The 24,856-nt window shown below is 58.8% G+C and carries 21 protein-coding genes, 1 other RNA gene and 1 pseudogene; 18 read left to right on the top strand and 5 right to left on the bottom strand.

Annotated elements, in window-relative coordinates; translation table 11 throughout:
- The first annotated feature begins 85 nt into the window (after positions 1 to 85).
- The gene (recN, locus tag L9Z73_RS00810; protein ID WP_247395672.1) at positions 86 to 1,759 is read left to right on the top strand and encodes a DNA repair protein RecN; all 1,674 of its coding nucleotides are present in this window, start codon (positions 86 to 88) and stop codon (positions 1,757 to 1,759) included.
- A 90-nt stretch (positions 1,760 to 1,849) separates the two neighbouring features.
- Here recN and fur read toward each other — a convergent pair whose 3' ends face one another.
- Positions 1,850 to 2,254 (bottom strand): ferric iron uptake transcriptional regulator, encoded by a 405-nt coding sequence (fur, locus tag L9Z73_RS00805; RefSeq protein WP_247395699.1) that lies wholly within the window; start codon positions 2,252 to 2,254, stop codon positions 1,850 to 1,852.
- Between the two features lie 98 nt (positions 2,255 to 2,352).
- On the opposite strand from fur, the gene L9Z73_RS00800 reads away from it, so the two are divergent.
- Entirely contained in the window at positions 2,353 to 2,880 is a 528-nt protein-coding gene (locus tag L9Z73_RS00800; protein WP_247395671.1) for an outer membrane protein assembly factor BamE, read from the top strand.
- 63 nt (positions 2,881 to 2,943) lie between these two features.
- Here L9Z73_RS00800 and L9Z73_RS00795 read toward each other — a convergent pair whose 3' ends face one another.
- On the bottom strand, positions 2,944 to 3,246 hold the full coding sequence (locus L9Z73_RS00795) for an RnfH family protein (protein WP_247395670.1): 303 nt from the start codon (positions 3,244 to 3,246) through the stop codon (positions 2,944 to 2,946).
- Complete coding sequence (locus tag L9Z73_RS00790) at positions 3,239 to 3,673, bottom strand: type II toxin-antitoxin system RatA family toxin (RefSeq protein WP_247395669.1); 435 nt, start codon at positions 3,671 to 3,673, stop codon at positions 3,239 to 3,241. The genes L9Z73_RS00795 and L9Z73_RS00790 overlap by 8 nt, the downstream gene beginning before the upstream one ends.
- Before the next feature lie 168 nt (positions 3,674 to 3,841).
- Between L9Z73_RS00790 and smpB the strand changes: the two genes are divergently transcribed.
- The gene (gene smpB / locus L9Z73_RS00785; RefSeq protein WP_048724498.1) at positions 3,842 to 4,324 is read left to right on the top strand and encodes an SsrA-binding protein SmpB; all 483 of its coding nucleotides are present in this window, start codon (positions 3,842 to 3,844) and stop codon (positions 4,322 to 4,324) included.
- 38 nt (positions 4,325 to 4,362) lie between these two features.
- Here smpB and L9Z73_RS00780 read toward each other — a convergent pair whose 3' ends face one another.
- Positions 4,363 to 5,130, bottom strand: a complete 768-nt coding sequence (locus L9Z73_RS00780; protein ID WP_247395668.1) for an FCD domain-containing protein — start codon at positions 5,128 to 5,130, stop codon at positions 4,363 to 4,365.
- A gap of 261 nt (positions 5,131 to 5,391) precedes the next feature.
- Between L9Z73_RS00780 and L9Z73_RS00775 the strand changes: the two genes are divergently transcribed.
- The 8 genes from L9Z73_RS00775 (at position 5,392) to L9Z73_RS00740 (ending at position 15,324) form a co-directional block, all read left to right on the top strand.
- Complete coding sequence (locus L9Z73_RS00775) at positions 5,392 to 7,086, top strand: lactate permease LctP family transporter (protein ID WP_247395667.1); 1,695 nt, start codon at positions 5,392 to 5,394, stop codon at positions 7,084 to 7,086.
- Positions 7,087 to 7,222: 136 nt separating this feature from the next.
- Positions 7,223 to 8,047 carry a (Fe-S)-binding protein gene (locus tag L9Z73_RS00770; protein WP_247395666.1) on the top strand — a complete coding sequence of 275 codons (825 nt, stop codon included), beginning with the start codon at positions 7,223 to 7,225 and terminating at the stop codon, positions 8,045 to 8,047.
- Positions 8,044 to 9,498, top strand: a complete 1,455-nt coding sequence (locus tag L9Z73_RS00765; RefSeq protein WP_247395665.1) for a LutB/LldF family L-lactate oxidation iron-sulfur protein — start codon at positions 8,044 to 8,046, stop codon at positions 9,496 to 9,498. The genes L9Z73_RS00770 and L9Z73_RS00765 overlap by 4 nt, the downstream gene beginning before the upstream one ends.
- Positions 9,498 to 10,169 carry a LutC/YkgG family protein gene (locus L9Z73_RS00760; protein ID WP_247395664.1) on the top strand — a complete coding sequence of 224 codons (672 nt, stop codon included), beginning with the start codon at positions 9,498 to 9,500 and terminating at the stop codon, positions 10,167 to 10,169. Before L9Z73_RS00765 ends, L9Z73_RS00760 begins: the two co-directional genes overlap by 1 nt.
- A complete protein-coding gene (locus L9Z73_RS00755) occupies positions 10,166 to 12,976 on the top strand; it encodes an FAD-binding and (Fe-S)-binding domain-containing protein (RefSeq protein WP_247395662.1) in 2,811 nt (936 codons plus the stop codon). The genes L9Z73_RS00760 and L9Z73_RS00755 overlap by 4 nt, the downstream gene beginning before the upstream one ends.
- Before the next feature lie 137 nt (positions 12,977 to 13,113).
- Entirely contained in the window at positions 13,114 to 13,398 is a 285-nt protein-coding gene (locus L9Z73_RS00750) for a hypothetical protein (protein WP_247395660.1), read from the top strand.
- Positions 13,399 to 13,500: 102 nt separating this feature from the next.
- Positions 13,501 to 13,894, top strand: a transfer-messenger RNA (tmRNA) gene (gene ssrA, locus L9Z73_RS00745).
- A gap of 173 nt (positions 13,895 to 14,067) precedes the next feature.
- Positions 14,068 to 15,324 (top strand): integrase domain-containing protein, encoded by a 1,257-nt coding sequence (locus L9Z73_RS00740; protein WP_247395658.1) that lies wholly within the window; start codon positions 14,068 to 14,070, stop codon positions 15,322 to 15,324.
- Between the two features lie 413 nt (positions 15,325 to 15,737).
- Here L9Z73_RS00740 and L9Z73_RS00735 read toward each other — a convergent pair.
- Positions 15,738 to 16,111: pseudogene (locus tag L9Z73_RS00735) on the bottom strand (transposase); the annotation flags it as partial.
- Between the two features lie 210 nt (positions 16,112 to 16,321).
- Between L9Z73_RS00735 and L9Z73_RS00730 the strand changes: the two are divergent.
- The 7 genes from L9Z73_RS00730 to L9Z73_RS00700 all read left to right on the top strand — a co-directional run.
- Positions 16,322 to 17,098 (top strand): AraC family transcriptional regulator, encoded by a 777-nt coding sequence (locus tag L9Z73_RS00730; protein WP_247395656.1) that lies wholly within the window; start codon positions 16,322 to 16,324, stop codon positions 17,096 to 17,098.
- 102 nt (positions 17,099 to 17,200) lie between these two features.
- Positions 17,201 to 18,106, top strand: a complete 906-nt coding sequence (yddG, locus tag L9Z73_RS00725) for an aromatic amino acid exporter YddG (protein WP_247395655.1) — start codon at positions 17,201 to 17,203, stop codon at positions 18,104 to 18,106.
- Between the two features lie 130 nt (positions 18,107 to 18,236).
- Positions 18,237 to 19,181 carry a B12-binding domain-containing radical SAM protein gene (locus L9Z73_RS00720; RefSeq protein WP_247395654.1) on the top strand — a complete coding sequence of 315 codons (945 nt, stop codon included), beginning with the start codon at positions 18,237 to 18,239 and terminating at the stop codon, positions 19,179 to 19,181.
- A gap of 77 nt (positions 19,182 to 19,258) precedes the next feature.
- The gene (locus L9Z73_RS00715) at positions 19,259 to 20,308 is read left to right on the top strand and encodes an NAD(P)-dependent oxidoreductase (protein WP_247395653.1); all 1,050 of its coding nucleotides are present in this window, start codon (positions 19,259 to 19,261) and stop codon (positions 20,306 to 20,308) included.
- 439 nt (positions 20,309 to 20,747) lie between these two features.
- Positions 20,748 to 21,680, top strand: a complete 933-nt coding sequence (locus tag L9Z73_RS00710; protein WP_247395652.1) for a chemotaxis protein CheV — start codon at positions 20,748 to 20,750, stop codon at positions 21,678 to 21,680.
- Positions 21,681 to 21,755: 75 nt separating this feature from the next.
- Positions 21,756 to 22,895 (top strand): HD-GYP domain-containing protein, encoded by a 1,140-nt coding sequence (locus tag L9Z73_RS00705; protein WP_247395651.1) that lies wholly within the window; start codon positions 21,756 to 21,758, stop codon positions 22,893 to 22,895.
- A gap of 216 nt (positions 22,896 to 23,111) precedes the next feature.
- On the top strand, positions 23,112 to 24,856 hold a 1,745-nt coding region (locus tag L9Z73_RS00700), incomplete at its 3' end, for a methyl-accepting chemotaxis protein (RefSeq protein ID WP_430624271.1).

Below are 24,856 nucleotides of genomic sequence, written 5' to 3'. Positions count from 1 at the left end.
AGCAAATCGAGCTAAGCGTCAGGATTGTCAGCTCGGAACAAAACACTGTATAAATAACCAGACCTAAAGCCTGGGAGCGGCCGTCATGCTCGTGCACCTGTCCGTACATAACTACGCCATCGTTGAACATCTGGATCTCGAACTGGATCGCGGGATGAGCGTAATCACAGGCGAAACCGGCGCCGGCAAGTCGATCATGCTCGACGCCCTAGGCCTGACCCTGGGAGACCGCGCCGACAGTGGCGTGGTACGCCCCGGCGCAGACAAGGCCGATATCCTGGCGACCTTCGACCTGGCGGACATCCCCGAAGCGGAAGCCTGGCTTGCCGAACGCGACCTTAATAATGAAGGGCCGTGCATCCTGCGCCGGGTCATCACCGCCGAAGGACGCTCCCGCGGCTATATCAACGGCACGCCCTGCCCCCTGGGTGACTTGAAAGCCCTTGGCGAGCTGCTGATCGATATCCACAGCCAGCACGAACACCAATCCCTACTCAAAACCGACACCCATCGCCGCCTGCTCGATGAATACGCCGGCACCACTGACCTGGCCCGCCAGGTCCAGCTAGCCGCGCAGCGCTGGCGCCAGACCCGCCTGGAACTGGAGCGCCTCTCCAATTCCGGCGACGAGCAGCGCGCACGCCATCAATTGCTCAGCTATCAACTCGAAGAGCTGGAAAGCCTCGGCCTTGGCGAAAGCGAGCTGGAACAGCTTGAGCAGGAACACAAGAACCTCACCAACGCCGAAACCCTGCTGGGTATTTGCCGCCAGGTGGTGGAGCAATGCAGCGAGAGCGATTCGGGCAATGTGCTGAATGCACTGACCGCCAGCCTTAATCGGCTGTCCAGTGTGAACAACGCGTCCGGCTCGCTGAACGAAGCCACGACCTTGCTGACCAGTGCGCAAATTCAGGTAGAAGAAGCGGTAGGCGAACTGAACCGCTTCCTGGACCACTTCGACGCCGACCCGGCACGCCTGCAGGAAATAGAAGAACGCCTGGACACCATCTACACCCTGGCGCGCAAACATCGAATCCAGCCCACTGAAGTGGCAACGATGCAGCAGAAGCTGCTGGATGAAATCGAAACCCTGAACGCGAATGACGAATCCATTGAGCGCCTGAGCGACGAACTGGCTTCTTTCGCCCGCCACTATCAAGAGAAGGCCCGTGAACTGAGCGACCTGCGCCACCAAGCCGCCACAGGCCTGGCCAGCGCGGTAGAGCAGGAAATCCAGCGCCTGGGCATGCCCGGCGGCCGCTTCACCATCGAACTGCGCACCAACACCAGCAACGAACTGCAGCCCCATGGCCTGGAACAGGTAGAACTGCTGGTCAGCGCCAACCCGGGGCAGCCGCTCAAGGCGCTGGCAAAAGTCGCCTCCGGTGGTGAGCTCTCACGGATCAGCCTGGCGATTCAGGTGATCACCGCCCAGACCTCGCGGGTTCCGACACTGGTCTTTGACGAGGTGGACGTTGGCATTGGTGGCCCGACCGCAGAAATTGTCGGCCAACTGCTTCGCCGCCTGGGGGATCGCGGCCAGGTGCTGACAGTCACCCACTTGCCGCAAGTGGCCGCCCAAGGGCATCAGCATTTGTTTGTACATAAAGTACGGGGCAGCGATGCGACACGCACTGCAGTGTCCAAGCTGAATAAGTCGGAGCGTGTTGAGGAAGTGGCGCGCATGCTCGGCGGTATCGACCTGACCAAAGAGTCCCTGGCCCACGCGAAGAAAATGGTGGTGGCGGCGAAGGCCTGACCGAACCAGCAATTTTCACGCTTATAGAAAGCACGAAGGCGACCCTGGGGTCGCCTTCAATCGTTTCGCAGAGTCAATCTGCGCCGATTTTTACTTTTTCTTACGAACGTAAAGAACCAAATTATGGTCCGCCAAGTCGTAGCCATGCTCCTCGGCAATTGCCTTCTGAAGCCGCTCGATTTCCGGGTTGGTGAATTCGATAACCTCACCACTGTCCACATCGACCATGTGGTCGTGATGACCACCGTCAGCCAATTCGAACACTGCATGACCGCCGTCGAAATTATGACGAACCACCAGCCCTGCGGCTTCAAACTGGGTCAGCACACGGTAAACCGTGGCCAGGCCAACGTCCTCATTAGACTCCATCAGCGCCTTGTAAACATCCTCGGCACTCATGTGGCGCTGCTCAGCAGAATCAAGCATTTGTAGAATTTTGACGCGTGGCAGAGTCACTTTAAGACCGGCTTTGCGTAGTTCGCTATTTTCAACCATGGTTAGCTTTCTCGCGGATGCTGCTTCGCAGCTTCTCTTAATACGGGTATGATCGGCGTTTACGTTGTCCCAGCCAAGATAGTGGAAGTCGCCCACCGATGCAAAACACCAAGCTCTTGCTAACCAGTTTCACCTTTGTGGGACTGCTCGCACTCGCCGGTTGTTCATTCCCCGGGGTTTACAAAATCGACATCCAGCAGGGCAATGTCGTCACACAGGACATGATAGACCAGTTACGCCCGGGAATGACCCGACGGCAAGTGCGGTTTATTATGGGTAACCCCCTGCTGACTGACACGTTCCATGCCGATCGCTGGGATTATCTCTATAGCATCCAGCCTGGGGGCGGTGAACGCCAACAGGAGCGTGTCGCTGTCATCTTTAATGGCAATGATCAACTGGTCAGCCTGTCCGGCGACTTCATGCCCGGCGTAAGCCGCGATGAAGCCTTACTGGGCAAGGACAACGGCACCAACGTGACTGCGCCAGCGCAGGGAGCCGAGAAGCCGAAGTCCGAAGTACCGGCCAAGCCAGGCTCATTGCTCGACAAGATCCAGAAAGACGTCGACGGCGTGCAAACCGTTCCAGTCCCGACGCCACAGCCTCTGGACACCAGCCCGCAGTAAGTGTGCGGTGTTCGATAAAAAGCCCGGCATGCCGGGCTTTTTGTTGCCTGCTGATTGGCCGGCCTATGAACGCTGTTGCTTGGCCAGCGCCGCCTTGGCCGCTCGCAGCCTGCGCACTTCTTTGGGGTCGGCCAGCAGCGGGCGGTAAATCTCAATACGATCACCTGACTGCACGGTGCGCGTATCGGGGTCCACCACCACCCTGCCGAATATCCCCAGCGGGCAATCAGCAAGGTCCGTCTCAGGAAAGTGCGCCGCAATACCCGACGCCTGCACCGCCGCCCGCAGGCTCGTGCCCGATGCCACCGCGACCGTCAGCAACACCTGACGATCCACCCCGGCATAGACCACTTCAATCTCAAACATGCAGTTGCTTGGCCCGCTGACAGAACGCGTCGACCAGGGTATTGGCGGCCTGATTGAACAGAGGCCCCAACGTCGCCCGCACAATGGGCCCCGCATAATCGAAGGACAGATCCAGGCTGATCTTGCAGGCTTGCTCGGTCAGCGCCTTGAATACCCAGACACCATGCAACTGGGTGAACGGCCCTTCCTGCAGATTCATTTCAATGGATTTGCCCGGCACCAGGACATTGCGTGTGACAAAGTGCTGGCTGAGCCCTCCCTTGGCCACCCCGACACTGGCAACCATGTGCTCATCACTGCTTTCCAGCACCTCGGCGGTCGAGCACCACGGCAGGAATTCCGGGTAACGCGCCACGTCGTTGACCAGGTCATAAAGCGCCTGGGCCGGATAGGGCAGCAGGGCCGAACGTTGAATATGCGTCGTCATGTGAGCGTTATTTCCACAACTGAGCGGCAAACATCGAGAAAGAACAACCCGATCCGCGAGAGAAAAAAACCAAAGAACTGCCGGTATTGTCCGGGATTCGTCCAACACGCTCAAGCACGCAGGTTGACCGTAGCCGACACGCTCGCAACTCCCTATAATGCCGCCCCTATGGCTAAACAAAAGAAACACCCCACAGGGACCATCGCGCAGAATAAAAAAGCGCGACACGATTACTTCATCGAACATCGGTTCGAGGCTGGTCTGGTCCTGGCCGGCTGGGAAGTAAAAAGTCTGCGAGCCAGCAAGCTGCAGCTAGTCGACAGCTATGTGCTGCTCAAGGATGGCGAGGCGTGGCTGCTTGGCAGTCATATCACCCCGCTGACCACCGCGAGCACGCACGTGATTGCCGACCCGGTGCGCACGCGCAAGCTGCTGCTCAACGCCCGCGAACTGGACAAGCTCGCCGCCGCGGTACAGCAGAAAGGCTATGCCTGCATCTGCCTGTCCTGGTATTGGAGCAAGCATCTGGTCAAGTGCGAGATCGCACTGGGCAAGGGCAAGAAGGAATACGACAAGCGCGATACCGAGCGCGAGCGCGATTCCGATCGTGAACTGCATCGCGCCGTGCGCAACAAAGGCAAGGAAGAATAATCCTTGTGACGCTGTAGCCTTGGGTGCTTCACCCTTGGCTACATGCCTTTGCGCCGCTCCGCACGGGCCACGCGCTGAACTTCCTGACGCACTTCTTCCAACACCTCCTGCACATACAGCAGATGACGCGTTGAAACTTCCCGCGCCTGCTCGGCCCGCCCCTCAATAATCGCCAGGTACAGATCCCGATGCTGACTGATCAGCATGTCGCGGGTTTCCGTGCGCTGCTGATACATGCCGCCAATATTGGTCACCACGTTCCGCTTGAGCAGGTCGAACAACCCACGAATGGTGTGCAACAGCACGGCGTTGTGGCTGGCCTCTGCAATGGCCAGGTGAAACCGCGCATCCGCCGCGCCCTCTTCCGCCCGGCTGACTTTATCGTCGCGTGCGTAACAATCCTGTAGCGCGTCAAAGGCCGCCGTCAGCCGCTCACGGTCGACCTCGGTAGCGCGCAACGCCGCGTAATAAGCACAGGACGCTTCGAGGGTCTGGCGAAACTCCAGCAAATCACGCTGAGCCTCGGGGTTGTTTTCCAGCAGGTGCAACAACGGATCGCTGAACGTCGAGCCCAACGACTCAGCCACGTAATTGCCACCGCCCTGGCGACTGACCAACAAACCCTTGGCCGCCAGTTTCTGAATCGCCTCACGCAGCGAGGGGCGCGACACGCCGAACTTTTCAGCCAACGCGCGCTCGGCCGGCAAGCGCTCGCCCGACTTCAGCGTGCCCTCAAGGATCATGCCCTCAAGCTGCTCGACAATATCGTCAGACAAACGGCGCTGACGCACCTGATCAAACCCCATAACTCTCTCTCCACGATCCCGACCACTCGCCGGGGCCTCTATTCTGGCCTATCGCAACGTTTGCAGCACGCATCAGAACACCTTCGATTTATCCGATCAGAGCGGCCGCCCATAACCTTAAGACCAAAGTTTCGCAGGCGGCAAATTGACACACCACCGCCTAGGCTTTTACTCTAGCCAACAGCGGCTGTAAATTGGTATTACCAATTACCCAAGCCGACTAAAATGTGCCTGACCAACAACAATTAGGGGCCACCCCATATGCAAACCTGGCAACAGCTCTACAGCCCACTCGGCAGCCTCGGCCTGTCCGCACTGGCCGCCGTTATTCCAATCGTATTTTTCTTCCTGGCTCTGGCCGTGTTTCGCCTTAAAGGCCACGTCGCCGGCAGCATCACGCTTGCGCTGTCGATCCTGGTGGCAATCTTTGCCTTCCAGATGCCGGTGGACATGGCACTGGCCGCTGCCGGCTACGGCTTTGCCTACGGCCTGTGGCCAATCGCCTGGATCATCGTCGCAGCGGTGTTCCTCTACAAACTGACGGTCAAAAGCGGCCAGTTCGAGATCATCCGCAGCTCGGTGCTGTCGATTACCGACGACCAACGCCTGCAGGTCTTGCTGATCGGCTTCTGCTTCGGCGCCTTCCTGGAAGGTGCCGCCGGCTTCGGTGCTCCCGTAGCGATTACCGCCGCGCTGCTGGTCGGCCTGGGCTTCAACCCACTGTACGCCGCCGGCCTGTGCCTGATCGCCAACACCGCACCCGTCGCCTTCGGCGCCTTGGGGATTCCGATCATCGTCGCCGGACAAGTGACTGGCATCGACGCGTTCAAGATCGGCGCCATGACCGGTCGCCAATTGCCACTGCTATCGCTGTTCGTTCCGTTCTGGCTGGTGTTCATGATGGACGGCCTGCGCGGCGTGCGCGAAACCTGGCCAGCCGCCTTGGTGGCAGGCTTGAGCTTTGCCATCACTCAATACTTCACGTCCAACTTCATCGGCCCGGAACTGCCGGACATCACCTCGGCCCTGGCCAGCCTGGTTTCCTTGACCCTGTTCCTGAAAGTCTGGCAACCCAAGCGCACCGCCGGCGCACAGATTGCTGGCGCAACCTCCAGCGCAACGGTCACCGCCAGCGCCGGCGGCTTCGGCCTCCCACGCAGCACTGTCGCTTCGCCCTACAGCCTGGGGCGAATCTTCAAGGCCTGGTCGCCGTTCCTGATCCTGACCGTGCTGGTGACCATCTGGACCCTCAAGCCATTCAAGGCGATGTTCGCCGCTGGCGGCTCGATGTACAGCTGGGTGTTCAACTTCGCGATCCCGCACCTGGACCAAATGGTGGTCAAGGTTGCGCCTATCGTGACCAATCCGACGGCCATCCCCGCCATATTCAAACTGGACCCGATTTCAGCAACCGGCACCGCGATCTTCTTTTCCGCGCTGATCTCGATGCTGGTATTGAAGATCGACATCAAAACTGGTCTTACCACTTTGAAAGAGACCTTCTACGAACTGCGCTGGCCGATCCTGTCCATCGGCATGGTGCTGGCCTTCGCCTTCGTCACCAACTACTCGGGCATGTCCTCGACCATGGCGTTGGTCCTGGCCGGCACCGGTGCAGCCTTCCCGTTTTTCTCGCCGTTCCTCGGCTGGCTGGGGGTTTTCCTGACAGGCTCCGACACCTCGTCCAACGCCCTGTTCAGCTCGCTGCAAGCCACCACCGCCCACCAGATCGGTGTCAACGACGTCTTGCTGGTAGCGGCGAACACCAGCGGCGGCGTGACCGGCAAGATGATTTCGCCGCAATCGATCGCCGTGGCCTGCGCCGCGACCGGCCTGGTCGGCAAGGAATCCGACCTGTTCCGCTTCACCCTCAAGCACAGCCTGTTTTTCGCCACCATCGTCGGGCTGATCACGCTGGCCCAGGCCTACTGGTTCACCGGCATGCTGGTGCATTGAGACCACAGACAATCAAGCAATAACCGACGCCGAACAGCGATTTCGGCGTCAGCTTTCCACAACCCATCTGCCGGGCCGCTGAACACGCTGCGGCCCTGACGGACGGACAACCGGGACTACCCGGAGAACGCGCCTGATGAGCGAGCTTTTTTACAACGCCGTGCCGAATGCCACCCGTGTCGCGCCGCCCCTGGCCCCGCCACGTGAATACCCCCACGAAAAACCGCAGAAGGTCTACCTGTTCGGCACCTGCGTGGTGGACCTGTTCTATCCCGAAGCCGGCATGGACGCGATCCACCTGCTGGAACGCGAAGGGATCTGCGTGGACTATCCCCAAGGGCAAAGCTGCTGCGGGCAACCGGCCTACACCTCGGGTTATACCGACCAGGCCCGACAAGTGGCGCGCGCGCAACTGGCGTTGTTCGCCGGCGACTACCCAGTGGTGGTGCCGTCCGGTTCCTGTGCCGGCATGTTACGCGAGCACTACGCCGACCTTTTCAAGGACGAACCCGACACCCTCAAACAAGTGCAGGCCCTCGCGGCCCGTACTTATGAGTTGGCGGAGTTCCTGTTGTTCGTGTGCAAGGTGCAACTCAACGACAGCGGGGCGCCGGTCAAAGTCGCCCTGCACACTTCATGCTCCGCGCGCAGGGAAATGAATACCCACCTCCACGGCCGCGAATTGCTGGCCCAACTGCGCAATGTCGAACGCGTCGACCACAGCCACGAAAGCGAATGCTGTGGCTTTGGTGGAACGTTCAGCGTGCGTATGCCGGACATTTCCGGCGCAATGGTGGCCGACAAGACCCGAGCCTTGCAGGAATCCGGCGCCCATCAAGTGCTGAGCGCTGATTGCGGTTGCCTGATGAACATCAATGGCGCCCTGGAGAAACAGCAAGCCGCCTTACGCGGCCAACACCTGGCCAGCTTTCTCTGGCAACGCACCGGGGGTGAGCGATGAACGCCGCCGCGCTGATTCCGACCGTCGATGTGTCGGAAGACTTCCGCACCCGCGCCCACCAGGCGCTGGGCGACGCGCAACTGCGAAACAACTTTCGCAACGCGATGGATTCCCTAATGAGCAAACGGGCGGCGTCTTTCAGCGACGCCCACGAACGCGAACACCTGCGCGCCCTCGGCAACGCGGTGCGTGCCCGTGCCCTGTCGAAGCTGCCCGACCTGCTCGAACAACTGGAAGCCAACCTGACCCGTAACGGCGTTACCGTGCATTGGGCCGAAACGGTTGAAGAGGCCAATGCGATCGTCTTGTCGATCATCCGCCAGCGTGAAGCCACGCAGGTGATCAAAGGCAAATCCATGGTCAGCGAAGAGATGGAGATGAACCACGTACTCGCCACCCAAGGCATCGAATGCCTTGAGTCGGACATGGGTGAGTTTATTGTTCAACTCGACCACGAGAAGCCATCCCACATCATCATGCCGGCGATCCACAAGAACGCCAGCCAGGTCGCGTCGCTGTTCCACGAAAAACTAGGTGTGGAGTACACCAAGGATGTCGACCAGTTGATTCAGATTGGTCGCCGTGTGCTGCGGGAAAAGTTCTTCGAAGCAGATATCGGCGTCTCCGGTGTCAACTTCGCCGTAGCCGAAACCGGCACGCTGCTGCTGGTGGAAAACGAAGGTAACGGGCGTATGTCGACCACGGTGCCACCGGTGCATATCGCCGTGACCGGCATCGAGAAGGTCGTGGAAAACCTGCGTGACGTAGTGCCGTTGCTGTCGCTGCTGACCCGCTCCGCGCTCGGTCAGCCGATCACCACCTACGTCAATATGATCTCCGGCCCGCGCAAGCCCGATGAGCTCGACGGCCCAGAAGAAGTCCACCTGGTATTGCTGGACAATGGGCGCAGCCAGGCGTTTGCCGACAGTGAATTGCGCCAGACGCTCAACTGCATTCGCTGTGGCGCCTGTATGAATCATTGCCCGGTGTATACCCGAATCGGCGGCCATGCCTACGGTGAGGTGTACCCCGGCCCTATCGGAAAAATCATCACGCCGCATATGGTCGGCCTGGCGAAAGTGCCGGACCACCCCAGTGCGTCTTCGTTGTGCGGCGCTTGTGGAGAAGTGTGCCCGGTAAAAATCCCGATCCCGGCCTTGCTGCGCCGTCTGCGGGAAGAGAACTTAAAAGCGCCGGATAGCCCACACCCCGTGATGCGCGGCCAAGGCAGCAAGTATTCGCGCCAGGAGCGGTTTATCTGGAACGCCTGGGCCAAGCTCCACAGCTCACCGATGCTATACCGCGTGTTCACATTCGCCGCCACGCGCCTGCGTGCCCTCGTACCGAGCAATGTCGGACCATGGACGCAAAACCATAGCGCGCCTAAACCCGCCGCCCGTTCGCTGCATGACCTGGCACGCGAGCATTTGGCCAAACAGGGAGCGCGTTGATGAGCGCCAAGCAAAATATCCTCGGCAAATTGCGCCACAGCCTGACGGGCACAACACCGGTGCCCGACAACTTCGATGAGACTCTGGTCACACAGATCTACACCTATCCGCCAGAGCAGCGCATCGCACAATTGCGCAAGCTGATGGAAGCGGTGCATACCGAGATCCACCTGACCCGCAGCGCCGAATGGCCGGCCTTGCTCGCGCAACTGCTGCAAAAGCGCGAACTGCCCAGCCTGCTCATCGCGCCGACAACCGAGCACGGTCGGCGCATCACCGAACACTGGTCGAACAACCCGCAATTGCCACGGCTCAAAGCCTATGACCGCCCAGTGGAAGAATGGAAAGCCGAGCTGTTTAATGACACGCCGGCCAGCCTGACCACTACCCTCGGCGCCATCGCCGCCACCGGTAGCCTGATTCTGTGGCCCACGCGGGAAGAACCGCGCCTGATGAGCCTGGTGCCACCGGTACATTTTGCACTGCTCAAGGCCAGTGAGATTTACGACAACTTTTATCAGGTCCAGCAGCAATTCGCCTGGGCCCAAGGCATGCCCACCAATGCCCTGCTGGTGTCCGGCCCGTCGAAGACGGCTGACATCGAACAAGTTCTGGCTTATGGCGCCCACGGTCCGAAGGACCTGGTGGTGCTGATCCTGGAGGACCAATGAGTCTGCCTGCCGCTTTCCTTGCTGACGTCACATTGCTGATCCCGAAAAGTCGTCGCTTCGACGACCCACTTTCCACCTTGGCATTTGGCACAGACGCCAGTTTTTACCGACTGATCCCACAGTTGGTGATCCGCGTCGAGTCGGAAGACGAAGTCGTGGCGCTGCTGCAACTGGCCCAGCGCGATCATGTTCCGGTGACCTTCCGCGCAGCGGGCACCAGCTTGTCCGGGCAGGCCATCAGCGATTCAGTGCTGATCGTACTGGGGGACAACTGGAACGGCCGCGAAATTCGCGGGCAAGGCACGCAGATCCGCCTGCAACCCGGCGTGATCGGCGCCCAGGCCAACGCCTGGCTGGCCCCCTTCGGGCGCAAGATCGGGCCGGATCCGGCGTCGATCAACGCCTGCAAAATCGGCGGCATCGTCGCCAACAATGCCAGCGGAATGTGCTGCGGTACGGCGCAAAACACCTACCACACCCTCGCTGGGATTCGCCTGGTACTGGCCGACGGCAGCCGCCTGGACACCGAAGATGCCGCCAGCGTCGCGGCATTTCGTCAGCAGCACAGCACGCTGCTTGAGCGCTTGGCCACACTCGGCCAAGAGACGCGGGCAAACGCTGAACTGGCCGCCAAAATCCGCCACAAATACCGCCTGAAAAATACCACCGGCCTGTCACTCAACGCCCTGGTGGATTTCGATGAGCCGCTGGATATTCTCAGCCACCTGCTGGTGGGCTCCGAAGGCACCCTGGGTTTTATCAGTGCCGTGACCTACGACACCGTCATCGACCACCCGAACAAAGCCTCGGCGCTGATCGTATTCCCCGATGTCGAGACCTGCTGCAATGCGGTAACCGTCCTGAAAACCCAACCGGTCTCAGCCGTTGAGCTGCTCGACCGACGCAGCATGCGTTCGGTGCAGGACAAGCCCGGCATGCCGGCCTTCGTACAACATCTATCGGAAAATGCCTGCGCGCTGCTGATCGAATCCCGCGCCGCATCGCCCTCTTTGCTCCACGAGCAACTGGCGCTGATCATGGCGTCCCTGGCGGCGTTTCCGGTGGAAAAACAGGTCGACTTCACCGAAGACCCCGTGGAAAACGCCCGCCTGTGGGCGATCCGCAAAGATACCTTCCCCGCCGTCGGCGCCGTGCGCAAAACCGGCACCACGGTGATCATCGAAGACGTAACCTTCCCGGTCGAACAACTGGCCATCGGCGTTAACCGCTTGATCGAGCTGTTCGACAAACATCACTACGACGAAGCCATCCTTTTCGGACACGCCCTGGAAGGCAATCTGCACTTTGTGTTCACCCAAGGCTTCAACAGCAGCGAAGAAGTCGCACGCTACCAAGCGTTCATGGACGACGTCGCGCAACTGGTGGCGGTGGAGTTTGGCGGCTCGCTGAAAGCCGAACATGGCACCGGCCGCAACATGGCGCCGTTCGTCGAGCTGGAATGGGGCAGCGACGCCTACCAACTGATGTGGCAACTCAAACGCCTGCTCGACCCCAACGGTATTCTCAACCCGGACGTGGTGCTCAGCGAAGACCCGCAGATCCACCTTAAACACCTCAAGCCGCTGCCCGCCGCCGACGAGCTTGTGGATAAGTGCATCGAGTGCGGGTTCTGCGAGCCGGTGTGCCCGTCGAAAGGCCTGACCTTGAGCCCGCGCCAGCGCATCGTGATCTGGCGCGATATCCAGGCGAAAAAACGCGCCGGCATCGACACGACTGAACTGGAAACGGCCTACCGCTACCAGGGCATCGACACCTGCGCCGCCACCGGGCTATGTGCCCAGCGCTGCCCTGTGGGAATTAACACCGGCGACCTGGTGAAAAAACTCCGGGCCCGCGACGCCGACCATACGAAAACCGCCGAATGGCTTGCCACCCACTTCGCCACTGCGCTGCAAGGCGCACGCTTTACCCTGCACGTCGCCAACGGTGCACGCATGCTGTTGGGCGCGCCGCGCCTGGCTAAGTTGTCGGCCACAGTGACCAAGCTGTCCAAGGGACAAATCCCACAATGGACCAACGCTATGCCGCAGCCGGAAAAAGCCATTCGCTTCAGCCCGGCGGTGACCGATGAGCGACCACGCGTGGTCTACCTCGCGGCGTGCGTCTCACGCGCCATGGGGCCGGCGGCTGGCGATAAAGAGCAGATGTCGCTGTACGACAAAACCCGTGGCCTGCTGGAAAAAGCCGGCTACCAAGTCGTCTTCCCCGACAACCAGGACAACCTGTGCTGCGGCCAGCCCTTTGCCTCCAAGGGCTACGCCGAACAGGCCGAACACAAGCGCCAGGAACTGATCGGCGCCTTGCTCCACGCCAGCCGTGGCGGCCTCGACCCGATCTACTGCGACACCAGCCCCTGCACCCTGCGCCTGGTGCAAGACCTGGGCGAAACACGCCTGGACCTCTACGACCCGGTTCGGTTTATCCGCACGCACCTGATGGACCGCCTCGACTTCACGCCGCAGGAGGCACCGATCGCCGTACACGTCACCTGCAGCACCCAGCACCTTGGGGAAAGCCAGGCATTGATCGACCTGGCCCGCCGCTGCTCCAAAAACGTGGTGATTCCGGAAGGCATTCATTGCTGCGGCTTTGCCGGCGACAAAGGCTTTACCACACCGGAGCTCAACGCCCACTCCCTGCGCTCGCTCAAGGACGCCGTGCAATATTGCAGCGAAGGCATCTCCACCAGCCGCACCTGCGAGATCGGCCTGAGCCAGCATGGCGGCATCGATTACCACGGGTTGGTGTACCTCGTGGACCGCGTGACCCAGCCGAGGGCACATTAAAACCCGCAAAAAACAGAACCCCTGCGCACCGGCGCAGTCATCTGCATAGGCCTCGGCGATCGAGGCTCATCAGTGATGTCGCTGGCAGCACGTGAACGCCAGCAGCGTCGAGCCCTTTTTCGCAAGGAGATACCCCTATGAAGCATTCCGCTCTTGCTGGCTTGTTCGTTACCGCCGCGATGCTGGCGTCACCGGTGTTTGCAGCCGGAAAAACCGACCAGCTGTGTCAGATTAATCTCGACAAAATCAACAACGGCAAAGCGCTGCTCGCCACCGACACCAGTGGCAAACGCGGCGAAATCGATACCGCCGTGTCTCAAGCGCAGGCCGCCCACGCGGCAGGCGATGACAAGAAGTGCATAGAGATCACGTCCAAAGCCCTGCAAGACCTACAGAACGGTGACAAAGGCGGCAATCAGTAACGTCCCGACGTTCAAGGCCAACCTTCGGGTTGGCCTTCTGTGACCGTTTGACGTACACTGCATAGGCTTGTCACTCACTAAGAAACAACGAGTTACAAGCACGGGGCCGTTTAGGATTCGACGCCGGTCGCGAAACTTTAGGTGCATGCCGAGTTGGTAACAGAACTCGTAAATCCACTGTTGCAACTTTCTATAGTTGCCAATGACGAAACCTACGGGGAATACGCTCTCGCTGCGTAAGCAGCCTTAGCCCTTCCCTCCTGGTACCTTCGGGTCCAGCAATCATCAGGGGATGTCTGTAAACCCAAAATGATTGTCATATAGAACAGAATCGCCGTGCAGTACGTTGTGGACGAAGCGGCTAAAACTTACACAACTCGCCCAAAGCACCCTGCCCGTCGGGTCGCTGAGGGTTAACTTAATAGACACGGCTACGCATGTAGTACCGACAGCGGAGTACTGGCGGACGGGGGTTCAAATCCCCCCGGCTCCACCACTTCATCATCTAAAGACGTCCACGGACGTCTTTTTTTGTGCCTGAAATCCAGTGAATACAGGGGTTTCAGCGCTTATGGGAGCTTTGGAGAGTTTCTGAGTTCCAGCCGCTTTGGTATCCCGGACTATCAAATACTATTTTCAGGATACCAAAACGGTGCTGGAGGTAGCCCCATGCCTACTAACGCACCCCGCCTCTCCGATCGCCAACTGAAAGCAGTGAAGGCAACTGGCAAAGATTTCGTCCTCAGCGACGGCGATGGCGTACAGCTTCGAGTCCGCGCGAGCGGCTCAATGATGGGGAATTTCAATTACCGCGAGCCCCTGACCAGAAGCCGTATCAATATGGCGCTTGGTCCATACCCCGACCTCTCGCTAGCCAACGCCCGAAAGAAAGCCGCAGAGGCGCGTGCGCTGCTCGCTATGGGCATTGATCCTAAAACCCAGCGTGATGAGGTAAGGCAAGCCAAACTTGCTGAGACTGAACACACTTTCGAGAAGGTGGCCACCGCCTGGTTCGAGCTGAAGAAAGACTCCGTAACCAAAGCCTACGCCGAAGACATTTGGAGATCGCTGACGCTCCATGTGTTCCCAAGCATGAAAACAACGCCGCTCTCTCAAATCACTGCTCTGATGGTTATCAAGATCCTTCGCCCAATCGAGGCCAAAGGGAGCGTCGAAACCGTGAAACGATTGAGTCAACGACTCAACGAGATCATGACCTATGGGGTCAACTCCGGGCTGATATTTGCGAACCCCCGCAATGGAATTCGGGCGGTATTCAAGAAACCCAAGAAAGAAAACATGGCTGCGCTACCACCTGAGGAGCTTCCCGAGCTCATGATGGAAATCGCGAATGCCAGCATCAAACGCACGACCCGCTGCCTGATCGAATGGCAGTTGCATACGATGACCCGCCCTGCCGAAGCAGCCACCACACGATGGGCAGATATCGACTTCGACAAGCGCATTTGGACCATTCCGCCAGAGCGCATGAAAAAGCGTCGACCGCACACAATCCCCCTGACCGATCAGGCACTTTCGTTACTGGAGACGCTCAAGCAACTCAGTGGTAACAGAGAGTACGTGTTCCCTTCAGATAGAAATCCCCGCACCCATGCCAATAGCCAGAGCGCCAACATGGCGTTGAAGCGCATGGGCTTTCAGGACCGTTTAGTCAGCCACGGCTTGCGCTCGATGGAGAGCACCATCCTGAATGAGCATGGCTGGGATCCGGAACTGATCGAGGTCGCGCTGGCGCATGTCGACAAGGACGAAGTTCGTAGCGCCTACAACAGGGCGGATTACATCGAACGCCGGCGCCCGATGATGGCCAGGTGGAGTGAGCATATCCAGCGAGCAGCTACTGGAAGCCTGTCGGCATCTGCCATCAATCAAACTAGGGACCGCAATGTCGTCCCGATATGCTAAGGGATTACTGGATGCCGATAGACTTGGCGACTGTCGCCAAGTCATCTGCTTGCCTGCGCTACTCATGCCAAGCCTCTGTACAGGGGAACTCCTGCGGCAATCATCAGGACGATGGCAGGGGCAATAACCACGCGGGCCGATAGCATCGCCCCTCAAACCCGGCCACATTCAGTGCTCCTCCGCCGATAATCACACACAACCCGATCGCGCTATTCAGTACAGCTGTATGGATTGCCGTGGCCGGTATCGTGTGATCACCGGCAATCCTCAAGACCCAGGTCTGCAGGCCAGTAAACAAAGCGAAAATGGCGACACCCAGATCACCAGCAAGATACCCACCGGCGTGATACCCAGAAGAGGACCGTAAATGCCCAAGGTCACCAAGGCCAATGCCATCAAGGGTCGCCCAGCTAGCCATTGATCACAGCAAGGATTCCGGCAGTTAGTTCGTGCTTCACCAGCAAAAGACGGTAGTTAAGGGTGGCGGTTTCGTCCGGGATACGCTCCAGACTCACCCCCGCGATCTGGCGCAGGACGGTCGTTTCTTACAGTGCCTCTTCCATCGCCGGATCGCTGTAACCGGACCAATTTTGCATCATGTGTACGTGCAGCACCGCCATAAACGCTAAGGCCGGACGACCACCTTTGCCTTTTGGATAGTGCGGTTCGATCAGCACGATCAAGCTCTTCCAGGGCAGCACTTGATCATCTCGGTCAGGAACAATTCTTTGCGGGTCTGCTTGCGCTTGCCGACATACTCGATGTCGACGAAAGTCATCTGCGTCATCACCGAAAGACTCGGCGATTAGTGTTCAGTGACTTCGCCAAATCAAGAAGTCTTTTTCAGAGCTTCCTTAGGTTCTTCAGCGATGTTGATCGCCAATCGCGAATTTGAATTCAATGATAAGTAACCGGCGGCAATCACCGCAGGCAACGGACTGGTCCTCGTGCGTATCGGTGACGTAGGATAAATGCCTCGACACAAGGAGAGTCACGGATGAGCGCTACCGACCCCCAATCGTTTTCCCTGGCGTTGCGCTCTTATTCAGGTGAGGTTGAGCTGCACGAACATGACTTTCATCAAATAGTCCTTTCTCAGTCCGGCTCAATGGAAATTGAGGTCGACGGACGAGGTGGCAAAGTCGACGCGAGCCAAGGCGTCGTGATTTGCGCGGGTTCCCGGCATACGTTTCTGGCCAACACCCATAACAATTTTCTGGTGTTGGATGTATCGACCGACCGTGGCGAAGCGCATAAAAGCACTTCTGCGTCACTTGACCCCCTCAACGACAAACGCTTTTTTGCGGTCAGGCCCGATATACGGCATTTGCTCGATTACGCCAGCAGCAACGGGCCACAGTTGGTCGGCTCGCTCGCGATGGCCGAGTCCTGGAGTCGGTTGCTGTTGTGTTCTTTATTGCAGCCCGAGGTTGCGCGCAGCGACCCTGGCCAGTTCATTCTCGCTCGCGCGCTGGCCTACATCGAGCAGCACCTGGCCACCGCCCTGACGGTGCATGATATTGCGCGTTATGCGGGCACCAGCGAGCGGCGCTTGTATGCCCTATTCGGGCAGCACCTGAACACAACCCCGTTCTCGCATATCGCGAACTTGCGCCTGAGTCTGGCCATTGATCTGCTGCGCCAAACGTCCTTGTCGATCATTGATATTGCGCATCGCACCGGTTACGCCGACCAGAGTGCGTTAACCCATGCCCTGAAGAAAGCCCGCCACCTGACACCGGCCGTTGTGCGTAAACAAGTGCCAGACCACTGAAAAATAGCAGTCCCGAACAATTCTTTGGCGGGACTGATCAATACTCGCTCTCTCGACCTTTCTATTGTTCCCGCTTGAGGATAATCCGCAGACGGGGCTTGCATGAGCACTTCCAACCCATCCATCACCCTTGCCAAGGGCGCCGCCAGTGCGACGCTGATCGGGGTGATTGCCGTGTTTTTGTGGGCGTGCCTGGCGCTTCTGACCACCTTGACCGCCGGGATCCCGGCCTTTCAGTTGCTGGCTTCGAGCTTCGCGGTCGCATTCGTGGCCAGCCTGTGCATGCTGGGGATGCGTGGCGCTGCCGGGTTCAGCAGCTGGCGCCAGCCCTGGCCTGTATGGGCAACGGGGTTTGCCGGCATCTTCGTCTATCACGCGTTGTATTTCTTCGCCCTGAAGGCCGCGCCTGCGGCTGAAGCCAGCCTGATTGCCTACCTGTGGCCACTGCTGATCGTTCTGCTGTCGAGCTTTGCCACCGGCGAGCCGCTGCGCAAGCGCCAGTTGCTGGGCGCGTTGCTCGGCCTTGCGGGGACGGCCTTCATCATGCAACTGCGGGCCCAGAGTGACAGTGTGGCGATGCCGGTTATCGGTTACGCCGCAGCCTTTGCGTGTGCCTGGGTCTGGGCGATTTATTCGGTGTTCAACCGGCGTTTCAGCCATGTTCCGAGCAGCATCGTCGGGGGTATTTGCGGGCTGGTGGCAGTGGCCGGAGGGCTCTGCCACCTGGCGTTCGAAACCACGGTGCAGCCTGAACCGGGCCAGTGGGCGGCAATCATTGCCCTGGGGCTGGGCCCGGTAGGCCTGGCTTTTTTCGCCTGGGACCACGCGACCAAGCACGGAAATCTATCGATGCTGGGCGCCTTGTCTTACCTGGCGCCGCTGTTCTCCACGCTGCTGCTGATTGCCGTGGGGCAAAGCGATGCCAAGCCGATCCTGATGATTCCCGCCGTGTTGATCATTGCGGGGGCGGTCATCGCCACTTCACGCTCACGCACGACCTCACGGTGATTTCGACGGGTAAGGAGACAGGGAAATGAACTTGATAGCTTCGCAGGGAACCATGAGGATCGAGAGCGACGGGCCGAGTTTTTCGGTCGCACCTACGCGGCCCTTACTCAGTCATCTGGGAAAGCCATCGTTGCTGAACAGCCGAACCGGCATCCGCCGTCGCGCCAATGGTGAGGCGCCTCGTGTGCTGCTGTTTGTGCCGCCCTACACACGCCTGATCGAACCCACGTCACACGACAGCGCATTCGCCCGCATCGGCATTGATACGTTCGAAGTGATGAAGCGTGCCGGTACGCCTATCGGCCTGTTGCGCATCGCCACGGTAGCCCGGCGTGCCGGTTATTACGTGCAGATTGTCGATTCGCCCTTTGCCGGTTGGTCCCAGGAGCACAGCCTGGTCAAGGTCGACCAAGGGCATCTGATCCGCTACGGCCTGACCGATACGCAGATACGCGAGATCATCGAAACCGCGCAGCCCGATATTGTCGGGATCCAGTGCAACTACACCGTGCAATGGGGCAATGCACGGGCGTTGGCCGAGCTGGTAAAAACCCTCGACCCCAATCTGGTGCTGGTCACTGGCGGCGCTCACTCCAGTGGTGACTGGAAGAATGCACTGCTGGATTCGGCCTTCGACTTCGCGCTGATCAACGAAGCTGACCGGGCCTTTACGCTGCTGCTCGATGCCTTGACTCACGAAGGGACAGACATCAATGCCGTACCTGGGGTGGCGTACCGCGACAGCCGAGCGCAACTGATCCGGCCCACCCAGAAATCCAGCTACCTGAGCATCATCCCCAAGCGGCAGGACCTCGAGGAGAGGCTCGGAGTGATGCCCTTGCCGCACTTCAGCTTTCTGAACATGAACCATTACCTGCAGCCTTATCACTCCTCAGGTGCGCGAGTACGCAAGCATGGCGCGTGGGCGCAGATATTCTCCACGATTGGCTGCAACGTGAACTGTAACTTCTGCTACATCCCGAAAATCAACGGCCCCTGGCGCGCACTTGGCCTGGACTGGTTTGACCTGCACCTGGCCGATCTGGTGAAACAGGAGCGCTTGGCCTGGAGATAGATCACGTCCAGGCCAAGCCTGTCCTCTTTGATGATGCCGTCGAGGGACTCAGGCACTCTTCCAAAAGGACCACGCGCATGGCATTCACCACCCTGATACTGGACGCCCCTGGCCCGCCGCTGCTATGTGAGGAAGTCGACCGATTCCTTGAACTCGGGCTGGCCGTCACCCTGAACCTTCACTACTTCACCGATAAGGACAGCATCAGGAACCACTACGGCGAGCGCATTCAATATGCCCAGATCAATTGCCACGACAAGCCCGCCTTCATCGCTGCGCTGACCCAGGCCGGAGGCTACAGCGTGTTCAAGACGCGCTTGAACATCCCCCTCGATGGCGAACTGATCAACGCCGCCGCCTGCCTGGCAACACCGCTGCGCGCCATCGCCCAGGCAGGCGTAGGGCTTAACCACATCGACCGGCAAGCAGCCGGGCACGCTGGCGTGACGATACTGAACACACCAGGCGCCAACGCCCCAGCCGTCGCGGAATACGTGGTGGCCCAAGCGTTGTTTTTATCCAGGGACCTCGGCCACTACAACGCCGAAACCCACAAAGGTCATTGGTCCAAGGGCAGCCTGCCTCCCGTCCAGGAGTTCTCCGAGTTGACGCTGGGGCTGGTGGGCACTGGCGACATCGCGCAACAGGTCGCTCGCAAGGCTCGAGCACTCGGCATCAAGGTCATCGCTACCGGTTCGGAACGGTTTACAGGTCAGGTCGCACAAGACCTTGGGCTTGATCGAAGACCAACCCTCACGCAGTTGCTCGGCGAAGCCGACGTCGTCTCGATCCATACACCGCTCACGCCGCTCACGCGAGGCCTGTTCGACACGACGGCGTTCAGCCAGATGCGCCAGGGCTCGATCCTGATCAATACCGCTCGCGGTGGCATCGTCGACGAGGACCAGTTGGCAGCTTTCATGACGCGTTTTCCCGGGCATATCAAAGCGGTCGCCATCGATACCTTTGCCCAGGAAAAGGACCGCTTCAACTCACCGCTGGCAGGCATTCCCAATGCGCAACTGACGCCGCATATCGCGGGCAATAGCGCAACGGCGATCAGGACGGCTTCACGCCAAATCGTCGACAAGATCTACGCGTTCGGCATCGCGGCGAAATCACGCTAATCCCAGAGGACACAAGGAAGACCTCAGCGATGCCATGGGCCGCCCGAACATTGTGTGTCAGTGCGCCGACATGAGGCACTGGAGCGCTCGTTCAACTTGACGGGCAAAGCCTGGACATTGCGCGACAGCCCTATCGGCGTGGAGGGAGGCTCGGCCGGAGATTAGACTGTTTAGCCTCCCCTGCTCCTCGAACGACATGAATTGCCGGACTTCGCAGGCAGTCTAAAAGACTTCGATCTAAATAATTCTCAACAATAAGAAATAGCAAGTTAGCCAACTAACTATTTAAAGTATCCGTGCGGATAGACACTCATCTGCTCTCATATCGTTTTAACCATAAATCCGCCCAGTATATTTTTTCACATATATTTTACATTCCGTTGCATATGCTAATGTCATTACGACACTAACGCTGTTTAACCAGGCTCAGGGAGTGTGTATGACCGGAGTATTGGCATCCGTTAACAGCCGCACACAACTGGTTGGGCAGAACAGGCTCGAACTGTTGCTTTTCCGTTTCAATAACCACCAACTGTACGGGATCAACGTATTTAAAGTTCGGGAAGTTATTCGCTGCCCGAAGCTATCTTCGATACCAAAGTCTAATAGCAATATTTGTGGCGTGGCCAATATCCGAGGTGTCTGCATCCCTATTCTTGACCTTGCCATGGCAACGGGACTGCCCGGCGTCGAAGATCAGGAAAGCGCTTTTATCATACTTACGGAGTACAACAATCGCGTTCAGGGCTTCCTCGTCTACGCAGTCGAGCACATCGTCAACTTGAACTGGGAAGACATTCATCCGCCGCCCAAGGGCAGTGGTGAGAACAATTACCTGACGGCCGTCACCCGCACGGACGATCGTTTGGTCGAGATCATCGATGTTGAAAAGGTGCTGACAGAAATATCGCCATCGTCCGAAGAAATATCCAGCGGCGTGATCGATCACGACGTCAACCAACAAGCCCGACACCTGCGTGTGTTGACCGTGGACGACTCGATGGTCGCGCGCAAACAGGTGACCCGCTGCCTGGAAACCGTGGGCGTCGAGGTGGTGGCCTTGAACGATGGCCGGCAAGCACTTGACTACCTGCGCGCCATGCTCGACGAAGGGCGCAAGCCAGATGAGGAGTTTCTGATGATGATCTCCGACATCGAGATGCCGGAGATGGACGGCTACACCTTGACCGCCGAGATCCGTAACGACCCGCGCATGGCCAACCTGCACATTGTGCTGCACACCTCGCTCTCGGGGGGCTTCAACCAGGCCATGGTCAAGAAAGTCGGCGCCGATGATTTCCTGGCCAAGTTCCGCCCCGATGACCTGGCCGGCCGTGTCATCTCACGTATCAAAGCCGTCAATCCGAACTGAAGTTCTATTACTACAAGACTCAAGCCAAGGAGGCTGTAAGGAAGCAAATAAGAAAAAATCAACAGAGGGCAGATCATGTCGAAATGTAGTGAGCTCTATCATCTGGTGTCAGACAACGAAGCCAGGCCATTCTGGAAGGACTGCGCGGGTGACGCGCAAGCGGACATCCGGTGCGCCATGGGCTGTGGCGCGCAGCTGGCCGAGACGCCCCAATTATCAGACCCGGCCCCCGCGCCCGCAGCGGCTGCGATCGCCCCCACCTGCATGAACGACGAGTTGGTCGCCGCCCAGGAAATCTGCGCCCGCGCCAAGACCGCCGTGGTCGAGATGTTCAGCCATGCCCGCATGGGCCGCGCCCTGGAGCTGGAACATATCGGCGCGCTGATAGACGACATTTCCTCTTCGATCGCACGTCATCCCAACGCTTTTATCAGCCTGGCACGCCTGAAAAGCCTCGACGATTACACCTATATGCATTCGGTCGCCGTGTGCGCACTGATGGTTGCCCTGGGCAACCAGCTGGACCTGCCTGCTGCGTTGATTCGCCGGGTGGGAATGGCCGGCCTGCTGCATGACGTCGGTAAAATGGCCATACCGAGCGCCATCCTCAACAAGCCTGGACGCTTGAGCAGTGACGAATTTGAGCTGGTCCGCACCCACCCGCTGGAAGGCGAGAAAATCCTGCAGGCGACCTCGCAGCTGTGCGACATGGTCGTGGATGTCTGCCTGCACCACCATGAACGGGTCGACGGCAGCGGCTACCCCCATCAGTTGGTGGGCGACCAGATCAGTCTTTTTGCGCGAATGGCCGCCGTTTGCGATGTCTATGACGCAATCACCTCGGACCGATCCTACAACCGAGGCTGGGACCCCGCCGTCGCGATTCAGCAAATGTCGACATGGGACGGGCATTTCGATGATGAGGTGTTCCGTGCGTTTTTGAAGTCCGTGGGCATTTATCCAGTCGGGTCTATCGTTCAATTGAAAAGTGGCAGTATCGGCGTGGTGATCGAACAACATCCCGACTCATTATTGACGCCAAAAATAAAGTTATTCTTCTTGCCGGTGTTAAATATCTATATCACCCCAAGAATAGTCGACCTGAGTGATCCCGAACAAACCGATCGCATCATTGCGCGCGTGCCGGCACAGCGCTATGGCTTTAAAAATACCGAACGTTTATGGCTCGACGATGAGGCGTCAGAACAGAACTAAGCGACTACCCAGCTGTACCGCATTTATATGCTTAAGCAGCCCATGATCAAGCAGTAAGCCTTGTAAACAAAAAACTGGAATGCCGACATCCAATTATTTCGGCAACTACTAGCGTGGGCAGGAAATATCATGAAATTCAACTCATTACAGACTCGAATTTGCTTCACCGCCGGACTCTGCCTATTAATCTCTTGCGCGAGTTTGGTGTCATATGGGTTGTACTCCTCAACCGCCAATCAAGCCTACGTGGGCACTGAAGTTTCAGCATTGATTGAAAGCGGCACCATCCGCGAAGTGCAAAACCTGGCGGAGTCCCGTGCCAACGCCATCAAGGCGAAACTGCAAAATGCCTTGGACTCGGCACGCACGCTGGCCAATACGCTGGGTGCGAGTAAAAGTGCGCAAAGCCCGCTGGCGCTGGGCCGCGACCAGATCAATACGATGTTGCTCAGCGTGCTCAAGGACAACCCCGAGTTCAACGGCACGTATTCGTGCTGGGAGCCGGATGCGCTGGACGGCCAGGACCAAGCGTTTCGTAACAACGAGGGCGGCAACAACCCGTTGACCGGCCGCTTCACGCCCTATTGGACGCGCAGCTCGGACGGCCATGTCGCGGTGCAACCGCTGGTCGAGTACGACTCCGATGCCCGCCACCCCAATGGCGTGCTCAAGGGCGGCTGGTACAGCGGCCCCCGGGATACCCAGAAAGAAAGCGTGCTCGACCCCATCCCCTACGTGGTGCAAGGCAAAAATGTGTGGCTGACCACGCTTTCGGTACCGATCACCGCCAATGGCAAGTTTTACGGCGTGGTCGGTGCGGACTTCGACATTTCGTTTATCCAGAAACTCAGCGAGCAAATGTCCGCCGACCTCTATGACGGCAAAGGCTCGGTGTCGATCCTGAGCAATCAGGGGCTGGTGGTGGCCGACAGTAAACGGCCAGAACTGATCGGCCAGCCATTGAAGGCATTGCTACCCGACACCTGGGATAGGGTGCTGGCCAATGTGCAGAAAGGCCAGGGCGACAGCCGCCTGAACCAGGACTCCCAGGAAATCGAAGTACAGATGCCGATCACCCTGGGTCGCACCGGAAAACCCTGGGCCATCTTGATCCATCTGCCCAAGGCGGTGGTCATGAGCCAGGCCATTACCCTGGAGAAGGAACTGCAATCGCGTGGCGTCAGCAGCAGTATCTGGCAGATCTCGGTCGGCCTGGGCATCTCATTGCTGGCATTGCTGGCGCTGTGGTTCGCTACCGCAAAAATCGTCGGGCCGATTCGTGAAGCCGCCGCCTTGGCTGCCAACATCAGCCTGGGGGATTTCTCACGTCGCCTGGTGCAAAAATCCGAAGATGAAGTCGGCCAGTTGTCCTTGGCCTTGAACGAGATGTCTGAAAGTCTGCAGCGTCAGGTCCGTGTGGCTGAACGTATCTCCGAAGGCGATCTGGACCTGGAGGTGCGCTTGTCCTCCCCCAACGACACGTTGGGCAAGTCCCTGGAGAAAATGGTCGGCAACCTGAACACCTTGATTTCCCAGGTACAGGCCAGCGCCACGCAAATCACCGGCAGCTCCGCACAAGTCACCGAGTTGAGCCAGTCGTTGTCCGACGGCGCGTCCAATTCGGCATCGTCCATCACTGAAATCAGTGCCGTCATGACGCAGATGGCCGCGCAGACCTCCGACAACGCCGCCAATGCGAAAAAGGCCGACGAACAATCCCAGGCCTCACGCGCCGACGCCGGGGAAAGTGACAAGCTGATGAGCGAATTGATCGCCGCCATGGCGGAAATCGACAATTCGGGCAAAGACATCACCGCCATCATCACCACCATCGACAACATCGCCGCCCAGACCAACCTGCTGGCCTTGAACGCAGCAATCGAGGCGGCACGCGCCGGGGAATTGGGCCGCGGCTTTGCCGTCGTCGCCGATGAAGTCAGGAGCCTCGCCGCCCGCAGCGC

The sequence above is a fragment of the Pseudomonas emilianonis genome (assembly GCF_023072625.1).
Lineage (GTDB): Bacteria > Pseudomonadota > Gammaproteobacteria > Pseudomonadales > Pseudomonadaceae > Aquipseudomonas > Aquipseudomonas paraveronii.
This window is presented reverse-complemented; position numbering and strand designations above follow the sequence as displayed.

Excerpts from the sequence above, each read along its gene's own strand:
- recN (WP_247395672.1), top strand. The coding sequence starts at position 86 with ATGCTCGTGCACCTGTCCGTACATAACTACGCCATCGTTGAACATCTG.
- fur (WP_247395699.1), bottom strand. The coding sequence starts at position 2,254 with ATGGTTGAAAATAGCGAACTACGCAAAGCCGGTCTTAAAGTGACTCTG.
- L9Z73_RS00800 (WP_247395671.1), top strand. The coding sequence starts at position 2,353 with ATGCAAAACACCAAGCTCTTGCTAACCAGTTTCACCTTTGTGGGACTG.
- L9Z73_RS00795 (WP_247395670.1), bottom strand. The coding sequence starts at position 3,246 with ATGTTTGAGATTGAAGTGGTCTATGCCGGGGTGGATCGTCAGGTGTTG.
- L9Z73_RS00790 (WP_247395669.1), bottom strand. The coding sequence starts at position 3,673 with ATGACGACGCATATTCAACGTTCGGCCCTGCTGCCCTATCCGGCCCAG.
- smpB (WP_048724498.1), top strand. The coding sequence starts at position 3,842 with ATGGCTAAACAAAAGAAACACCCCACAGGGACCATCGCGCAGAATAAA.
- L9Z73_RS00780 (WP_247395668.1), bottom strand. The coding sequence starts at position 5,130 with ATGGGGTTTGATCAGGTGCGTCAGCGCCGTTTGTCTGACGATATTGTC.
- L9Z73_RS00775 (WP_247395667.1), top strand. The coding sequence starts at position 5,392 with ATGCAAACCTGGCAACAGCTCTACAGCCCACTCGGCAGCCTCGGCCTG.
- L9Z73_RS00770 (WP_247395666.1), top strand. The coding sequence starts at position 7,223 with ATGAGCGAGCTTTTTTACAACGCCGTGCCGAATGCCACCCGTGTCGCG.
- L9Z73_RS00765 (WP_247395665.1), top strand. The coding sequence starts at position 8,044 with ATGAACGCCGCCGCGCTGATTCCGACCGTCGATGTGTCGGAAGACTTC.
- L9Z73_RS00760 (WP_247395664.1), top strand. The coding sequence starts at position 9,498 with ATGAGCGCCAAGCAAAATATCCTCGGCAAATTGCGCCACAGCCTGACG.
- L9Z73_RS00755 (WP_247395662.1), top strand. The coding sequence starts at position 10,166 with ATGAGTCTGCCTGCCGCTTTCCTTGCTGACGTCACATTGCTGATCCCG.
- L9Z73_RS00750 (WP_247395660.1), top strand. The coding sequence starts at position 13,114 with ATGAAGCATTCCGCTCTTGCTGGCTTGTTCGTTACCGCCGCGATGCTG.
- L9Z73_RS00740 (WP_247395658.1), top strand. The coding sequence starts at position 14,068 with ATGCCTACTAACGCACCCCGCCTCTCCGATCGCCAACTGAAAGCAGTG.
- L9Z73_RS00730 (WP_247395656.1), top strand. The coding sequence starts at position 16,322 with ATGAGCGCTACCGACCCCCAATCGTTTTCCCTGGCGTTGCGCTCTTAT.
- yddG (WP_247395655.1), top strand. The coding sequence starts at position 17,201 with ATGAGCACTTCCAACCCATCCATCACCCTTGCCAAGGGCGCCGCCAGT.
- L9Z73_RS00715 (WP_247395653.1), top strand. The coding sequence starts at position 19,259 with ATGGCATTCACCACCCTGATACTGGACGCCCCTGGCCCGCCGCTGCTA.
- L9Z73_RS00710 (WP_247395652.1), top strand. The coding sequence starts at position 20,748 with ATGACCGGAGTATTGGCATCCGTTAACAGCCGCACACAACTGGTTGGG.
- L9Z73_RS00705 (WP_247395651.1), top strand. The coding sequence starts at position 21,756 with ATGTCGAAATGTAGTGAGCTCTATCATCTGGTGTCAGACAACGAAGCC.